At 36.1% G+C, this 16780-nt stretch carries 12 protein-coding genes, 1 tRNA gene, 2 pseudogenes and 1 riboswitch; of the genes and pseudogenes, 3 read left to right on the forward strand and 12 right to left on the reverse strand.

All coding sequences use genetic code 11. The features are described from left to right. Positions 1-345 precede the first annotated feature (345 nt). Both SBO79_RS00950 and pafA read right to left on the reverse strand, forming a co-directional pair. Positions 346-1146 (reverse strand): zinc-dependent peptidase, encoded by an 801-nt coding sequence (locus tag SBO79_RS00950; protein ID WP_318641179.1) that lies wholly within the window; start codon positions 1144-1146, stop codon positions 346-348. Positions 1147-1243: 97 nt separating this feature from the next. Continuing rightward, on the reverse strand, positions 1244-2893 hold the full coding sequence (gene pafA / locus SBO79_RS00955) for an alkaline phosphatase PafA (protein ID WP_318641180.1): 1650 nt from the start codon (positions 2891-2893) through the stop codon (positions 1244-1246). Between the two features lie 329 nt (positions 2894-3222). Here pafA and SBO79_RS00960 point away from each other — a divergent pair, with 329 nt between their 5' ends. Next, the gene (locus tag SBO79_RS00960) at positions 3223-3849 is read left to right on the forward strand and encodes a hypothetical protein (RefSeq protein ID WP_318641181.1); all 627 of its coding nucleotides are present in this window, start codon (positions 3223-3225) and stop codon (positions 3847-3849) included. 222 nt (positions 3850-4071) lie between these two features. Beyond that, positions 4072-4859, forward strand: a pseudogene (locus SBO79_RS00965) (class I SAM-dependent methyltransferase). Positions 4860-5179: 320 nt separating this feature from the next. On the opposite strand, the gene SBO79_RS00970 reads toward SBO79_RS00965, so the two are convergent. Further along, positions 5180-6463 carry a voltage-gated chloride channel family protein gene (locus tag SBO79_RS00970; RefSeq protein ID WP_318641182.1) on the reverse strand — a complete coding sequence of 428 codons (1284 nt, stop codon included), beginning with the start codon at positions 6461-6463 and terminating at the stop codon, positions 5180-5182. A 39-nt stretch (positions 6464-6502) separates the two neighbouring features. After that, a riboswitch (Fluoride riboswitch) is annotated at positions 6503-6574 on the reverse strand. A gap of 208 nt (positions 6575-6782) precedes the next feature. On the opposite strand from SBO79_RS00970, the gene SBO79_RS00975 reads away from it, so the two are divergent. Next, complete coding sequence (locus SBO79_RS00975; protein WP_318641183.1) at positions 6783-7508, forward strand: BamP family beta-assembly machinery protein; 726 nt, start codon at positions 6783-6785, stop codon at positions 7506-7508. Between the two features lie 338 nt (positions 7509-7846). On the opposite strand, the pseudogene SBO79_RS00980 reads toward SBO79_RS00975, so the two are convergent. The 9 genes and pseudogenes from SBO79_RS00980 to SBO79_RS01020 all read right to left on the reverse strand — a co-directional run. Next, positions 7847-8032: pseudogene (locus SBO79_RS00980) on the reverse strand (GIY-YIG nuclease family protein); the annotation flags it as partial. A gap of 233 nt (positions 8033-8265) precedes the next feature. Beyond that, positions 8266-8339: transfer RNA gene (locus tag SBO79_RS00985), tRNA-Arg, on the reverse strand. Between the two features lie 18 nt (positions 8340-8357). After that, complete coding sequence (locus SBO79_RS00990) at positions 8358-8807, reverse strand: GatB/YqeY domain-containing protein (protein ID WP_318641184.1); 450 nt, start codon at positions 8805-8807, stop codon at positions 8358-8360. 95 nt (positions 8808-8902) lie between these two features. Further along, entirely contained in the window at positions 8903-10834 is a 1932-nt protein-coding gene (gene ftsZ / locus SBO79_RS00995) for a cell division protein FtsZ (RefSeq protein ID WP_318641185.1), read from the reverse strand. Between the two features lie 51 nt (positions 10835-10885). Beyond that, entirely contained in the window at positions 10886-12289 is a 1404-nt protein-coding gene (gene ftsA / locus SBO79_RS01000) for a cell division protein FtsA (protein WP_318641186.1), read from the reverse strand. Positions 12290-12295: 6 nt separating this feature from the next. Next, positions 12296-13018: a cell division protein FtsQ/DivIB gene (locus SBO79_RS01005; RefSeq protein WP_318641187.1), complete on the reverse strand. Its 723-nt coding sequence runs from the start codon at positions 13016-13018 to the stop codon at positions 12296-12298. Next, on the reverse strand, positions 13015-14355 hold the full coding sequence (gene murC / locus SBO79_RS01010; RefSeq protein WP_318641188.1) for a UDP-N-acetylmuramate--L-alanine ligase: 1341 nt from the start codon (positions 14353-14355) through the stop codon (positions 13015-13017). Before murC ends, SBO79_RS01005 begins: the two co-directional genes overlap by 4 nt. A gap of 14 nt (positions 14356-14369) precedes the next feature. Continuing rightward, positions 14370-15464, reverse strand: coding sequence for an undecaprenyldiphospho-muramoylpentapeptide beta-N-acetylglucosaminyltransferase (murG, locus tag SBO79_RS01015; RefSeq protein ID WP_318641189.1), 1095 nt, complete (start codon positions 15462-15464; stop codon positions 14370-14372). Next, complete coding sequence (locus SBO79_RS01020; protein WP_318641190.1) at positions 15465-16778, reverse strand: FtsW/RodA/SpoVE family cell cycle protein; 1314 nt, start codon at positions 16776-16778, stop codon at positions 15465-15467. It lies immediately after the preceding gene. Positions 16779-16780: the final 2 nt, after the last annotated feature.

Genomic DNA, 16780 nt, shown 5'->3' on the forward strand with positions numbered 1-16780 from the left:
GCTTTTCACAACTTATTCGAAATAATGGCACGTTTAAATCAAAATAGCACTTAAAATTTGCACCTTTGTTACATATAGCAAAACAAATTAACTCTATTGCTATTAATAAGATGTGCTTTACAGTAAAAGAAAACTAACTTTACAATTATAGGAAGTTAAAAATCTTACCCTAGTTTGCTACAGCTATTTTTGGCAATTATGTTAAATGAAATATTTGCTTAAAAATTTCTAAAAAACTTCTTATTATATGATTCTCGCGGTAATTTTAGTAGGTATTAATCTCCACAACATTTTTATCCCTGCCTTGATCGTAAGTTGCACAGCATAGCGAATGCGCCTCCGCATTTATTGATTAATCATTAATCGAACATCTTTATAAAGATTTGGGAATTCATTTTGAAATTGATCTGGGGTTTCAAAAAAGTGTTCTAAAATAACCGCCACAAATTCATATTGATTCGTAAGAGCATAAATTCTAAAATACTCCGAATTTTTCAACTGCTCAGCATTATCAAATTGTTTGATTTCCTTAATAATCTTGTGATATTGATCGGTAAAAATTGACGAACTCACATCTCTTCTCTTCATAGTACTATAGGTCAAAACGTGCGCAAATTCGTGAATAGCAATATTCAGATTGTCTGAGTCATTCCTAAAACTTTCCTCTAATGCTTTTCTAGAAAAAACTACGGCTTTGTATTTCGGATTAAATTCACCGTTGTGCAACTGACTTTCCTCAGCCGAATAATAGGAATCAGGTTGAATCAAAATTGTTTCAAAAACATTCGTGAGATACCGTCTCATCCCAAAAGTTAGCATAACATAGGCTGAAGCTATTAAAATTCTAAGTTCATCATCAATCAGCGCGCCCTTACTACTGTTAAAGGTGTATTTCCTTAGAAAGCACATTACGCGATGTTCAAAATACAACTGATCTCTGAATCTTAATTTAGAGAAATACTTGCAATGTAATCTTAAATGCATTTTTAAGTCTGCAGGTAATTTGTGGAGCTTGAAATAGAAATGTACATAAAGCGGCTTTTTAAAGATCAAGGCATAGCCTCGCTCTATCATGGCGAATAGTATCCACAATAAAACTACAAAACTAGTTATTGCAACTATGATAGGTAAAATTGAATCCTCCATTGCTTAGAATAAAAAAAGCTGTGAACGTTATGACCACGAAGCACAGCTTTATAAAAAGTAAAAATAGTTTTTTTTAGTTTATAGTTATTATCTTTTATTATTTGACTATTAGATCTGTCATTGGCGTTCCCATCGAAGCATTTGTTGTGCTGATGCGTAAAATATCGCAAACCGTACTGGCAATATCCGTAATATTAAACGGTTGCGCAGTACTTCCAGATTTTATTTTCCAACCCATCCAAACCAAAGGCACATGAGTATCATAGGTATAATTACTCCCATGAGTCGTTCCCGCTTTTGCCGCATACGAACCTCCAAACCAATTTGGCTGAAGCAAAAATGCGATTTGACCTGACCTGATTGGCGACAGCCCATTCAACATTTTTTCGGTAAGTAAATTTGAAGCCTTCCAGTCGGCCGTAGAAGTATTGTAAACTGCTTGCACTCCATCCATATTTCTCAAAAATGGCAAAACCGATTCAATCAGCTCATTCTGATTAATCTTCTTGCTATTAATTAGATCTTGATTCAACCAGAATTGTTGATTGTAATATTTTGAAACCCAATTTCCCTCTCCGTACTTCTCAGCAATCTTATCCGAAAGGTTTTTTGTTATATTATCAGTATCCAAAACTCCTGCTGGAATTCCCATATCCATCATTTGCTGCGGCGTTTGTGCAGCACCGTGGTCTGCTGTTAAGAAAATCAACACATTTTCCATGCCGATTGTTTTATCCAAATAATCAAAAAATCGTTCCAAATCCTTATCAAGACGCGCATAAGTGTCCTGAACTTCAATCGAATTTATTCCGAATTGATGTCCAACATAATCAGGAGACGAAAGACTTAAAGCCATGAAATCTGTGTACTTCCCCTGCCCCATTTTTTCGTTGCGCAACGTTTCTATTGCAAAATCAACCGTTAATGAATTTCCAAAAGGTGTTGACCGAATAAGTCCTAGTCCGTTTTGCTCCTTTAGAGCAGGCAGATCGTGCGGAAACGCATTGATTTTTGCACCCTTAAAAGGCTTGCGATAATCGCCACCGTTAGGCAATCCAACAGTATAGGTATCTATATCGAAAAGAGTTTTCCATGGCTTTGAAAGATAAGCATCCACTTTTTTCGAACTATTAAACTTACCCACCCAACTCGGAAGTTGCTCCATATAATATGTACTTGAAATCCAATTTCCACTATCGCCATCAAACCAATAGGCAGCCGTAGGAATATGACCTGCTGGCAAAATTGACCCTCTATCTTTTATGCAAACTCCAATAACTTTAGACTGTCTATTATTAGACAACATCAGCTCGTCAGTCATTGTGGTTGCTAATAAATTTTTAGGTGACATTTTACCTGCATCCCCAGTCGTACCAACAGATTCCACAGCGTCATCTTGCGTGCAATACATCATTTGCCCCGTTTTGGCATCATACCAATCATTTGCGACAATTCCGTTATAGTAAGGCGTTGTCCCGCTGTAAATCGCTGCGTGGCCAGGGCCTGTGTAGGTTGGAACGTAATTGTAGTTGGTATTGCGGCATTCAAAACCATTTTTCAGCATTCTCTTAAATCCACCCTCGCCATACTTATCCGCGAAGCGGTACAAATAATCGTTGCGCATTTGATCGACTACAATTCCAACCACAAGTTTTGGAGATCCATCTGCTCGGGCATTTTTGTTTTTTTGAGCCGATCCCGCAGTTACAAAAAGTATGGAAACGGCGACAAATAAAAGTTTTCTCATTATAATAAGTTTGTTAAAATAGATGCTATTTTTTTTTGGAGCTTTATCCTGCTGTCCACTGTATCTTTTTCTTTTTTTTGAGAAAAAAAGAAAAAGGATGCCGTTCCCATCAGGGCTAGGCAATCATTTTTAATTTTGACATTATAGAGAATTGTTGATTTTCTCGCCAATAGCAACGGCTAAGATACAAAATTTGAAAGCGGCGGAAAGGTCGAAAGATTACGATATTGTTAAATATCAATTCGATCAATTATAATACTTAGATTATTTATAATCTAATAAATAAGCTATATTTATTTAAACATCAAGACACTAAAAAACAATAATAAATGACTCTATTAGAATTTAAAGCTGAGCTTATTACAAAATTAGAAAAGTTCGATAAACCCCGACCTTTGATTTGTGAAGGAAATCCATTAGAATGCGAAATATTTATTGTTGGAATTAATGCAGCAACAGAAATGGAAGAAGATTTTTGGCAATTTTGGAAAGATGATTATGGATTCAATAAATCCGAATGGTTCGAAAGTTATATTCGTGAACGAGAATTAAAATCACTGAAATCTGGTAAAGCACGGGGGAACAAATTGAGTAATACTAGACAAAGAATTGAATGGATCGTTGACGAGATTAAACCTTTCAAAACTTTAGAAACAAATTTATTTGTAAAAGCTACACCAACAGCGAAAGAATTAAAGTCTGAAGACAGAAAACCTTGTGTTTTTGATTTCTTATTGCAAACAATAAAACCTCAAATTATACTTATTCACGGAAATGAGGTGATTAAAAATTTCAATAAATTTTATAATGTAAATATTAAGAAAGGTGAAATTTTAAATATTGACATCCTCGGTACAAAAACCAATGTCTTAGCCGTAAATCATCTTTCAAGGGGTTGGTCTAAAGAAAAATCTTATGAATTAGGGGAATTTTTAAAGTCTAAATTAATTAAATGATGTTGATACAAAATGACTAAATAATTTTTTAAGATACTTACAATGTGTCCTTTACGGTAAATTTTTTCTGTTGAAGTATCAATATAAATTAAATTTAGCTAACCCGACATTAATAATTTTGAACGGTGAAAATCATAAAAAACATTAGTAATCTCCCTAGGTTCTTAGCATTTATAATATTCTTTTTATGAAGAAACATATTAAAAACAAAAATCTAAAAATATGAGCAAAGAAGCCAATTACATAGAAATCAATCGGCAATCTTGGAATAATAGAACGAACACACATCTACAGTCGGAATTTTACGATCTTGATAATTTTGTAAAGGGAAAAACCTCTTTGAATACAATTGAACTCGATTTACTTGGAGATATTTCTGGTAAAACAATTTTGCATTTGCAGTGTCATTTTGGACAAGATACAATTTCACTAAGCAGACTTGGCGCAGAAACGACCGGAGTAGATCTTTCGGACAAAGCTATTGAAAGTGCTCGACAGCTTGCCATCGAAACAAAAAGCAATGCGACCTTCATCTGTTGCGATATCTACGACTTACCAAATCATTTGGACAAACAATTTGACATTGTATATACTAGTTACGGAACAATCGGTTAGTTGCCAGATTTGGAGAAATGGGCAGATATTATTTCCAAATTTCTAAAACCAAATGGACAATTTGTATTTGTAGAATTTCATCCAGTGGTATGGATGTTTGATGATGATTTTGAAAAAATCAATTTAATTCTGGTGCAATCATAGAATCTGAAAGCGACAAGAATGCCGATATAGTACAAGAATATGTAATGTGGAATCACGGTTTGTCGGAAGTAATTACAAGCATTATTAAAAATGGACTCGAAATAACTTCGTTTTCTGAATACGATTATTCTCCTTACAATTGTTTTAATAAGACCATAGAATTTGAACCTAACAAATTTAGAATTGAACATTTGGGAAATAAAATTCCTATGGTTTATTCTATTGTAGCGAAAAAGAAAGACTATCGATAGAAAAAAATTGGAATGGTCGGGATTCTAATGTAGCGCGGAATTATTCAATTGTTTTACTAAAATCCTTGCGAACTTTGCGTTGTAACTTTGCGAACTTTGCGGTAGAATTTTACGATTGATCTTTAAGCAATTCCTTTGATTAAAGAAATGACTCTCTAAAATAAAATGTAATTCCGATGATAGCAGAGTCCGCGCGAAGGATGGGAGCGGCATCCTTTTCTGGCCTTTTCGGCCAGAAAAGATATAGTGGACAGCCTGACCTGAGCCTCCGAAAAATATCAATTTTACCTAAAACGTTCTGGCGAAAGGGCGCGCCCAAATCATAAATCTGATAATCTTTTACCCTTTAATTTAGCGTAGATAAAATGCTTGCTGCTACCGATGATTTGGGAGCTATAAATGCCGGTATGACCCGAAAAAAGGTAAGACACGAAGCAGGCGACCGCGATGTAAAGCGCACTTTCGGCACCAAATAATTCGATTCCCATAAATGTGCAGGCGATTGGCGTATTGGTAGCGCCCGAAAACACTGCTACGAAACCCATTCCTGCCAAAAGTGCGACTGGCAAGGGCAGAAACATAAAAAGTGCGCTTCCCAAAGTAGCACCGATAAAGAATAACGGAGTCACTTCGCCACCTTTGAAGCCAACGCCTAAAGTGAAGGCGGTAATTAGTAATTTAATTGCAAAATCTGAGGCTGGCAGACTAAATTGAAAAGCTTCGACAATGGTGGGAATTCCCAATCCGATAAATTTTGTCGAGCCCATAAAAAACACAAACAGTGCAATAAAGATTCCCCCAATAAAAGGACGAAGTGGCGCGTAAGAGATTAATTTTGAAGAAAATGAGGATACAAAATGGATGCTTTTGGAAAACCACAATGCGGTTAGTCCAAATAAAATCCCTGCAGATATTGTAATAATTAGATTTTGAAGATTCATCGTCGGGACTTCGGGAATGACGTACGAAGTGTGATGCACGCCCCAAAGTAAACAAACATAATTGGAAGCGACGGCGGCAATGATGCTTGGAAGTAAAGTTTCGTATCTCATTCGGCCAACAACCATCATCTCGAGAGCGAAAATAGCACCTGCAATTGGAGTTCCAAAAACTGCAGCAAAACCACCGCTAATTCCGATGATTAATAGAAGTTTTCTATCTGACGGACTGATTTTCAAAAGCTTGGTGAATTGATCTGCAATTGCGCCACCCATTTGTACTGCGGTGCCTTCCCTTCCTGCTGAGCCTCCGCACAAATGTGTAAGCAACGTTCCGAACAGCACTAGAGGCGCCATTTTGAACGGGATAATTTGTTTGGGAGTATGAAATTCTTCTAGAAGTAGATTATTTCCTTTGACAACCGATGTGCCAAAATAATGATAGGACAGCCCGATAAGCAAACCTGCAATTGGCAATAACCAAATGATCCAGAGATTGGACTCCCGAAATTGAGTTACTGAATCTAAAGATAGCAGAAAAAATGCTACCGAAGAACCGATGAAAATGCTGATGAAACTAGCAATAACTAGCCATTTTAGCAAAAATAAAAAGTAGTTTACTTGGGGAATTTCACTACCGCTGAATGTGAGTTTAGACTTTGTCATTTTCTTGAAATTATGATATTACCATCTGATAGCAAAAAGCTATAAACAGACGTCATCAGCTCCAAGAAAAACTTTCGGCGGTTTGAGGCAGACATCATTGCCTAAATGTGATGCGCAAAGATAAAAAATAAATAGTAATTGTAAATAATACTATACAATTTATACTTTAATGGCAAATCGCAAAAGCAGTAGTTGATTAAATTTACCTGATGTAATGGGTAGAAAGTTCTGAATCAAATAAATACTTGCTAAAAAATTTAGAACTATCTTAACTTTCTTACATATTATTTTGAATAAGTTTGAGAACAAATAGTTGCCGATGCCTAAAATTCTACTTCTTTTTCTCTTTTCTATTCAATGCTGCCTTGCTCAAACTGAAAAAAATATTACGGGAGTTGTAGTTGCCAACGATATATTAATTGCGGGCGTTGATGTGATTAACGACAGAACTCGAACATCTCATACCAGCGATAGCGCTGGACAATTTTCAATTGAAGCTAAGGTTGGTGACACTTTAATATTCCACTCAACTGATTTTACAGCGAAGAAGATTCGCCTTAAAGAATCCGATTTTGCAAATCCAAATTTTAAAGTATTCTTGTACAAGAAAATCGAAGAATTGGAGGAAGTTATTATAAACAATGAGGTGCAGCCAATCCTTAATTCGAAAGACATTATTGGATATAGAGATTATAAAAGCTTTAAGGATGGAGTTAAAAATCCACATATGTATACTGCCGAAATTCAATATGGACCAGATTTAATTAAGATGGTAAGTCTGGTTGCAGGTTTACTTAAAAAGCCAAAGGAGGATGCTGCGCCGGCGAAACCTATAATAGGTTTCAAGCAGTTTGTTGAAGCAACTTATGACAAAGAATATCTCAAAAAAACTTTTAAGCTAGAGGAAGATGAAATTGCACTGTTTCTAGAATTTTGTGAGGCTGATGCGAAAGCTTATTCTGTCAAAGAAAGCGAAGACAAACTGGGATTGTTGGAGTTGTTGATCAGGAAGAACGAGGAGTTTAAGAGGCTGGAGAGGGATTGACATTGCCATTTTCTTTAGGTGGGTTTCGACAAGCTCAGCCACCGGGACTTTGAAAGAAACCTTATCATCAAACAAATAGTAGACGGTAGAATAGTTGTACTAACTCAAGAGAGCTTAAGAATAATTACAACAGAAACGAAAATGGCTGTTTAGGTAAAATGCACTTAATTTATTTACTTTTAATAGTTTTGGATTAAATTATAATTTCTACGATGTCTGAGCTTGTCGAAACCGTACGACTCCTAAAATTGGAAGTGAATCCTCCTAAATTTATAGTTCTGGTGGAAATTGAGTATAATTTCTAGAGAGCAATGGAAGATTATTATACTGAGTATTGATTAAAGCTTCTTTCTACTCCAACCTTGTACCTGCTTTTCTCTTTGAAAAGCTTCATCGATTCTTTCGAATACTTCAAAACACACAAGAATTACTGGCAATCTCCTTTTAGTGTGATTTGCACCTCTACCATCTTGATGCTGTTCTACTCTAACTTCAAGATGTATCGTACTTCCGATATAGTAAGATCCGTCAGCACATTCTTAAATATACATATATCCTCTCATAATCAATTCATTATGTAAAGCATATTAAATATATAGAAGTATTATTAATAAACAAGAATCTAAACGAATTATACTTTAACTGATTTAAATAATTTCATCTAGTAAAAAAACGACCTACGAAATCCATTTAACCTCTCAAATATTCCACAAAAAAAATGGAACAAAAAGACTAATCTTTCTGTTCCATTCTTGTGTGACCTCGGAGGGGTTCGAACCCCCAACCATCAGAACCGAAATCTGATATTCTATCCAGTTGAACTACGAGGCCATTATTATAAAGTAGAAACTACATTAATAGTTTTTTTACTATTGTCGAGATCATTTTTCCATCTGCGCGACCTGCAAGTTCTGCCGAAGCGAGACCCATTACTTTTCCCATCGATGCCATTCCTGAAGCGTCATTATCTGTAATAATCTTCGAAACAATTGCCGATACCTCCTCTTCTGATAATTGAGCTGGTAAAAACTTTTCGATAACGGCTGCTTGCAATAATTCTGGCTCAGCAAGATCTTCTCTGCCCTGCTCAGTGAATATAGCCGCACTGTCCTTACGTTGTTTTACCAATCTCTGTAGTAATTTTATTTCTTCGTCTTGTGATATTTCTTCTTTTGAACCAGTTTCTGTTTGCGCCATCAATAAAGCTGATTTTACAGCTCTTAAAGACTCTAAAGCAACAGTATCTTTTGCTCTCATGGCACTTTTAATCTCGTCCATGATAATTACTTGTAGGCTCATCTTCTATTTTTTTTAAGTGCGACAAAGTTAAAAAATTAACCCGAAAGTTCAATACAAAACTTTCGGGTTAGGGCATATTAAATCTGGTTAGAAATTTAATCTACATTATCGTGCAAAAACGAATTGTTTGATCTTAATTGAGGATCTTGATTACTATCCATTCCTATTGATGTGCGTGACGCACTATTGTATTGATTTTTTGAATTTAAATCTACACCAGAACGTCTATAAGCAGGTTCTTTCTCTAATTCTTCTACTCTTGAACCAACGTTGTTGAATTTATAGTTAAAGTCTTTCAACTTTCTACGACGCTCGTCAGCACGTAGCTTGAGAGTTTCTTCTATACTCATTTCCAAAGGATCCAAAGTCTCATACGCTTCTGTTGTTGGAGCTTGCTTAGAAGGAATTTCCTGAACAGGAACTTTCTTTACAGTAAGATTCATCTCAACTGGTATTTCCTCTTCTTGAACTTCAATTTTAGCTTGAGGTTTAGTTAAATCGCTCTCAATCTTCATATAATCCTCTAGAGAATATTTGATAACTCCAGATTCATTTACTTCTGATCTCGGACTCATCTCCACTGCTTCCTTTACCTCAATTTTTTTTACTTCTTCAGGAAGATCAAATAGCAGCGATTCATTATAGGTCGTCGCTTTAGTAATTGGCATATCAAAAGTAAAAGCTTTGGCCGTTTCTCTGGTCACCACTTCTGGCTCCACAACTTTTATTTCTTTAGTCTCATTAGTAATAAAATAAAACTCCTCTTCTTCTTGTTCTACTTGAGGTGAAACGATTTCGAATGTTACTTCAAGGTTTTTGATGAATTCTGATGTTGGAACAATATCCATTTCAAATTCTTTGTTAGCAACAACAATTGCTTCGTCAAGACTATAAATAACTTTCGGCTCGGCAGTTGGCGTTTCCTTTTCAAAATCAAATGCCGAGATTACATTTTTTGGTGATAAATCGTGCACTAATTTTTGCTCACCATCTAATGAATGAATAATCTTTTTAGGTTCTGTATTTACAATTTCACCTTGCTGCTCAATATTAAAACCAGTCGCGATGATTGTTACAGCGATTGAATCTCCAAGGGTCTCATCTTCACCAACACCCATAATAATATTGGCATTATGACCTGCTTCAATTTGGATATGATCATTGATTTCTCCTATTTCATCAATCGTGATCTCATTAGTTCCAGAAACAATTAAAAGCAACACGTTTTTGGCACCAGTAATCTTATTGTCATTTAATAAAGGAGAATCTAAGGCAGAAACGATTGCTTCCTTTGCACGGTTTTCACCAAGTGCAATGGCAGACCCCATAATTGCAGTACCGCTATTAGAAAGCACTGTTTTCGCATCACGTAAATCAACGTTTTGAGTATAGTGGTGCGTAATTACTTCGGCAATTCCTCTTGAGGCTGTTGCCAAAACTTCATCTGCTTTCGAGAATCCCGCTTTAAAGCCAAGATTTCCATACACTTCACGCAGTTTGTTATTATTGATGACAATAAGAGAATCTACTTGATTTCTTAACTTTTCAACACCTATAAGTGCTTGCTGTTGTCTCACTTTCCCTTCAAACTGAAATGGAATTGTTACGATCCCAACAGTAAGTATATCTCTTTCTTTTGCCAATTGAGCAATTACTGGAGCCGCACCAGTTCCTGTACCACCACCCATTCCGGCAGTGATAAAAACCATTTTGGTATTGCTATCCAACATTTTTTCAATCTCGGCAACACTCTCAATTGCAGACTGCTGACCAACATCTGGGTTTGCACCAGCGCCTAAACCTTCGGTAAGATTTACACCTAATTGAATTTTATTTGGCACTGTACTATTTGCCAAGGCTTGAGAATCAGTATTACAAACTATAAAATCTACGCCTTTTATTCCCTGTTTAAACATGTGATTGATTGCGTTGCTTCCTCCGCCTCCTACACCTATTACTTTGATAACATTTGACTGGTTTTTTGGTAAATCAAATGAAATACTTCCAAATTCTGAGTTGCTTATCATATCTATCGGTATTTAATTATTTCTTTTTCTTTTTTTTTCTAATTTCTTTCTTTACTCCGCTTTGTCGAGGAATTCTTTAATTTTATCCACATATTTATCAAAGAATGAGCGTCGTATTCTCCCTCTCGTTGTCTGGTCTACTTCCTCTTCTTCTTCCTCTTCAATAATTTGCTCTACGACAGGCGCCTCTACTGGTGCTCTGACAATTGGCGCTTCTACAACTTCATCCACAGCTGCACTATTTTTTTGTAAAACAGCTGATTGAGCTCCTGATCTTTTTATAGTTCCAAAAGATTTATTCTCAAGACTGTTAATTACCAAACCTACAGCGGTAGCATACAGCGGACTAGAAATTTCTTCGTCTGAATTTCCCGCCAAATGCTCATTAGGGTAGCCAATTCGCGTATCCATCCCAGTAATATATTCTACTAGTTGCTTTATGTGCTGTAGTTCAGCTCCACCACCAGTTAAAACAATTCCACCGATAAGTTTTTTACGCTGGTCTTCGTAACCATAAATTTTAATTTCGTTGAAAACTTGTTCAATAATTTCCACAACTCGAGCATGAATAATTCTTGATAGGTTTTTAAGCGAGATTTCTTTTGGTTCTCTACCTCTTAATCCTGGAATAGAAACAATTTCGTTGTCCTTGTTTTCTCCAGGCCAAGCCGATCCAAATTTAACTTTTAGGAGTTCTGCTTGTTTCTCTATTATCGCACATCCTTCCTTTATATCTTCGGTAATAACATTTCCTCCAAAAGGAATAACGGCAGTATGTCGTATAATTCCTCCTTTAAAAATTGCCAAATCAGTGGTACCACCACCAATGTCGATTAGCGCTACACCAGCTTCTTTTTCTTCCAAACTCAGCACCGCATCGGCAGAAGCCAAAGGTTCTAATGTTAACCCGGCAAGTTCAATTCCCGCACTTTGGATACATCTTCCAACATTTCTAATAGAAGAAGCCTGCCCAACCACAACGTGAAACTTTGATTCAAGGCGTCCACCAGACATTCCAATTGGCTCATTTGTTTCGGTCTGACCATCAATTTTAAATTCTTGTGGTAAAACGTGAATTATTTCTTCTCCCGGCAGCATTGCCAATTTATTTACTTGATCTATAAGCCTCTGAATATCTTCTCCATCAATCACTTCTTCAGGATTGCTTCGACTAATATAGTCTGGATGCTGAATGCTTCGAATGTGTTGACCAGCAATGCCGACAACAACATCTCTAATTTTATATCCCGAAACAGCTTCGGCTTCTGCCACTGCTTGTTGGATGGATTGAATTGTTTGCGTAATATTATTTACTACACCACGTGACACACCTAGACTTTTAGATTTTCCTATACCTAAAATTTCTAGTTTTCCATATTCATTTTTCTTGCCAATCATGGCAACAATCTTTGTGGTTCCAATGTCTAAACCTACTGCAATGTTTTCATTTTCCATATCCCTTTATTTTGTGCACACTACCTGTTGCGTAAACTTCAGATTAATTTTCTTGTAATAATTTATCGAACTATCAGAAACTGCTTTCTGATAAAAAGCTTTGTAATTATTAAACTTAGCTTCCATATTGATCGTTTTTCCAAACAATATGTCATAATCATAATTTCTTGTCCGCAGAAAAACGTCGCCGTTGTTCTCAATTCTCATTCCGGTGATGTTTTTCTTCAAAAAATCATCAGTATATAAAATCTTTAAAAGCGCGGCAATTTCCTGCTGATTTTCTGACGTTAATCGGCCAGAAACCAGCGGCACTCGCGCTGCATAAATCTTTGAAAGCGGCATCCTATCTCCTTTACTGTCAATATAGAAGGACGTATCGTCGTCTATAAATCTAGCAATTGGAGTGCGCTGAGTTACCACTGCCTTTAGCGTCCCATCTATGCTCACGAATACCTCTGATTTTTCAATCATATCGTGGTTGCTGATAGTTTTCTCCAAAGTATTCAAATCTAATTTATCTTTATCAATGCTTTTACCTTGTTTACTTTTATCTATCAACATTTTATTAACTATTTCGGTTGTCACCAAAAGGTTGTTCTCTCCGACAAATTGCACATCGGTTTTTTCAATTTTACGACTCTCATTTCGCTTTGACGTGAAGGCAAAAAGAAATAGTACTACGCCTATCATGACTACTAACTGAATGTTTTTTCTGTTTAATAATTTCATAATAATGCCTCTTTAATTAATGATATCAATTCGCCAATATCTCCTGCACCAATAGTCACAACTATCTTACAATTTGCCAACTTTATCTGTTCGATTAGATTTTCTTTCGAAACTAATGCTTTATTTTTAATCGAAATTTGATCTAATAACCACTGAGACGTAATTCCGGGTATTGGAACTTCTCGGGCTGGGTAAATATCTAACAACAAAACTTTATCAAAATTTGATAAACTATCGGCAAAATCTGCAGCAAAATCTTTTGTTCGGCTAAATAAATGTGGTTGAAATACTGCCAAAACATCTTCCCCTGGAAATAATTCTCTAACAGCCTGATGCACCGCGTTAATTTCTGTAGGATGATGTGCATAATCATCTATATAGACTAAATCATCTCTCTGTATTTGATATGAGAAACGCCTTTGTATTCCTTTGAAGGACTTTAAAGCTATAGCAATTTGCTTCTCCGAAATTCCATATTTGTAAGCCATTGCCAAAGCCATAGTAGCATTCATCAAATTGTGGTTTCCAGGCAATGCAAATTCCAGTTCCTTTAAAACTTTATTTCCAATCTCAACATCAAAAACATAAATTCCTTTTTCAATTTTTATATTAAAAGCTTTACAATCCGCCTGCTGATTAATCGATACCGTTCTACCTTGTAATGGCAAGCCATCTGCTATAAACAAATTAGATTTATCACTAATCTTATCGGCAAAATCACAAAATGTAGCTTCAATTGCGGCACTATCTCCATATATATCAAGATGATCGGCATCCATCGAGGTAATGCATGCTATATCTGGATGAAGTTGCATAAATGAACGATCAAATTCGTCTGCCTCAACAACTGTAACCGTTTTTCCTAATCCAATTAAATTACTATTATAATTTTCGACTACACCACCCACAAAAGCAGTAACATCAACACCACTTTCGTATAAAATATGTCCCAAAATCGCTGAGGTTGTAGTCTTTCCATGTGTGCCTGCAACTGCAAAACAAAAGGTGTCTTTCGTAATAATTCCCAATACTTCTGCACGTTTTTTTATTGTAAATTGATGCTCAATAAAGTAATTCCACTCTTTGTGGTTTTTTGGAACTGCAGGTGTAATTACTACCAAGGTTGACTCAACATCATACTCTTCAGGAATTTGGTGAACCTCATCATCAAAATGAATTTGAACTCCTAAATCCTCTAATCCTTTGGTGATTGGAGTTGGATGTCGATCATATCCAGCAACATTTTTACCTAAATTTTTGAAATAACGTGCCAGTGCGCTCATGCCAATGCCGCCGATTCCAATGAAGTAAATATTTTGAATTTGCTTGATATCCATTTAATTTTATGACTTTACTTTATAATCAATTTCTCTATTTGATCTACTATTCGTGACGTTGCATCTGGCGTAGCTAATTTTCTAAAATTCTCACTAATCTTTATCTGAAGATTTCGATCTGCGAGTAAATTGGTGAACACTTCAGAAAATTTTGTCTCAAGCTCCACTTCTTTGATTAAAATAGCACCTTCCTTTTCTACAATTGCCATCGCATTCTTCGTTTGATGGTCTTCGGCAACATTGGGCGAAGGAATAAAAATTGTTGGTTTTCCCGCCAGCGCTAATTCAGAAACTGATGAAGCACCTGCTCTGCTAATTATAACATCCGCAGCAGCATACAATAAATCCATTCTATCTACAAAAGCAACAACTTGCATATTTTGGTTGTCATTATATTGTTTATAATCTTCCCAATATAATTTTCCACACTGCCAAATTACTTGCACATCTTGAGCAGCAAAATTTACAGCTTCACTAGCAACTAATTGGTTAATGCGGCGTGCGCCCAAACTACCGCCCAAGATAACTACCGTCTTCTTTGAAGGATCTAAGTTGTAAAACTTTATGGCCTCGTCCCTATTTTCTCGAACTTTTAATAAATCCTGACGTACTGGATTTCCAGTCAGTACTACTTTGTTTTTATTAAAAAATTTATCTAAATTTTCATAAGCAACACAAATGACATTGGCTCTTTTGCCAAGAATCTTATTTGTAATTCCAGGATATGAATTTTGTTCTTGAATCACCGTTGGAATCCCGGCTATTCCAGCAACTTGCAACAATGGCCCACTAGCAAAACCACCTGTACCAATTACTACATCAGGCTTAAAATTTCGAATGATTGTTCTTGCTTTCAGTAAGCTGCTTAATAATTTTACAGGAAATAATAGATTGTCAGCAGTTATTCGCCTCTGCAATCCAGCAATCCAAAGTCCTACTATCTTATATCCTTCTTGTGGAACCTTTTGCATTTCCATCTTTCCCTTTGCTCCCACAAACAGAAATTCGGCTTGAGGAAATCTGCTCTTCAATTCATTTGCAATAGCAATTGCTGGATAGATATGTCCACCAGTACCGCCGCCACTAATTATGAATTTAAAATTTCTCATTTATGCTTTATTTAAAACTGCATTCATTGGATTTGATCCTGTCGCATCCTCAACTGCATAATTTAAATCTTCGGAATCCATTTCTTCATAAGCTGCATTTTCACGCGCTATTTGCTCATCAATCATCCTTTCCATTGTTTCATCGCGACGTTGTTTTGCGCTTAGCTCTTCGGCAATTTCTTCATCCTTTTTAGTAACTCCGATTATAATTCCTATTGCAACACAAGTCATCCAGATAGAGCTTCCTCCACTACTGATAAGCGGCAAAGTTTGTCCTGTTACTGGCAAAAGTTCGACAGCAACACACATATTGACCAGTGCCTGAAAAATTATTGGAAAACCCAGACCCACGACGACTAATTTTCCGAACAAGGTATTCGCCTTATGAGCAGCCACAATAAATCTAAAAAACAGCAGCAGATATAAAACTATTATTGCGGCACCACCAATTAATCCGTATTCTTCAACAATAATTGCGAATATAAAATCGGAGGATGACTGCGGCAAAAAGTTTTTCTGAACACTTTTCCCTGGACCCAAACCATACCAACCACCAGAAGCTATTGCAATTTTTGCTTTTTCTATTTGGTAATCATCTTCGTCGGGCTTGTCCGTTACAAAATTATCGATTCTAGACATCCAAGTATCAACCCGATTTGGGAACGCATCTGGAAAAGCTTTCGCCGTTAGAATGAAGATCGTTAGAAAAGTGATTCCCACCGCCACGATTATTCCAATATATTTCAACGGATATTTACCAACATAAACCAACATCAAAACCATCGCAAACATTAAAGCGGCGGTGGAGAAATTGGCAGGTAAGATCAGTATAATTATGATACCTACAGGAAGCCACAAATGCAATAATGACTTTCCAAAAGATTGCGGACTAACATTATAATTAGATAAGTAACCAGCTACGTATATCATCAGAGCGATAGATGCCGCCGCTGATGTTTGAAATGTGAATCCTACAAATGGAATCTCCAACCATCTGCTTGCATTTGCTCCATCAATTACTTGACCTCGCAAAAGAGTATATAACAGTAGAGCTGCTACTATTGCTAATAATCCAACTGATAATCTTTTGAAATAATTGTACGGGATTCTGTGAACTGCAAAGATCATTAGAAATCCAATAGAAATATGAACCGCGTGTTTCACCAGAAAACTAATAGTATTTCCAGTACCGTGATTCATATATGCCAAATTACTACTAGCACTAAAAACAGGCATAAAAGAAAATAGACCAAGCAGAGCCACGAATGACCAAATGCCTTTATCTCCCTTTAAACCTTGTAGTAACTCCTTCATTT

Origin of the sequence: Flavobacterium ardleyense, assembly GCF_033547075.1 — a bacterium.
In the GTDB taxonomy this organism is placed as follows: domain Bacteria; phylum Bacteroidota; class Bacteroidia; order Flavobacteriales; family Flavobacteriaceae; genus Flavobacterium; species Flavobacterium ardleyense_A.

Coding starts and splice junctions, on each gene's coding strand:
- SBO79_RS00970 (WP_318641182.1), bottom strand. CDS start 6,463: ATGACAAAGTCTAAACTCACATTCAGCGGTAGTGAAATTCCCCAAGTA.
- SBO79_RS01005 (WP_318641187.1), bottom strand. CDS start 13,018: ATGAAATTATTAAACAGAAAAAACATTCAGTTAGTAGTCATGATAGGC.
- murG (WP_318641189.1), bottom strand. CDS start 15,464: ATGAGAAATTTTAAATTCATAATTAGTGGCGGCGGTACTGGTGGACAT.
- SBO79_RS00990 (WP_318641184.1), bottom strand. CDS start 8,807: ATGAGCCTACAAGTAATTATCATGGACGAGATTAAAAGTGCCATGAGA.
- murC (WP_318641188.1), bottom strand. CDS start 14,355: ATGGATATCAAGCAAATTCAAAATATTTACTTCATTGGAATCGGCGGC.
- ftsA (WP_318641186.1), bottom strand. CDS start 12,289: ATGGAAAATGAAAACATTGCAGTAGGTTTAGACATTGGAACCACAAAG.
- SBO79_RS00950 (WP_318641179.1), bottom strand. CDS start 1,146: ATGGAGGATTCAATTTTACCTATCATAGTTGCAATAACTAGTTTTGTA.
- ftsZ (WP_318641185.1), bottom strand. CDS start 10,834: ATGATAAGCAACTCAGAATTTGGAAGTATTTCATTTGATTTACCAAAA.
- pafA (WP_318641180.1), bottom strand. CDS start 2,893: ATGAGAAAACTTTTATTTGTCGCCGTTTCCATACTTTTTGTAACTGCG.
- SBO79_RS00960 (WP_318641181.1), top strand. CDS start 3,223: ATGACTCTATTAGAATTTAAAGCTGAGCTTATTACAAAATTAGAAAAG.
- SBO79_RS01020 (WP_318641190.1), bottom strand. CDS start 16,778: ATGAAGGAGTTACTACAAGGTTTAAAGGGAGATAAAGGCATTTGGTCA.
- SBO79_RS00975 (WP_318641183.1), top strand. CDS start 6,783: ATGCCTAAAATTCTACTTCTTTTTCTCTTTTCTATTCAATGCTGCCTT.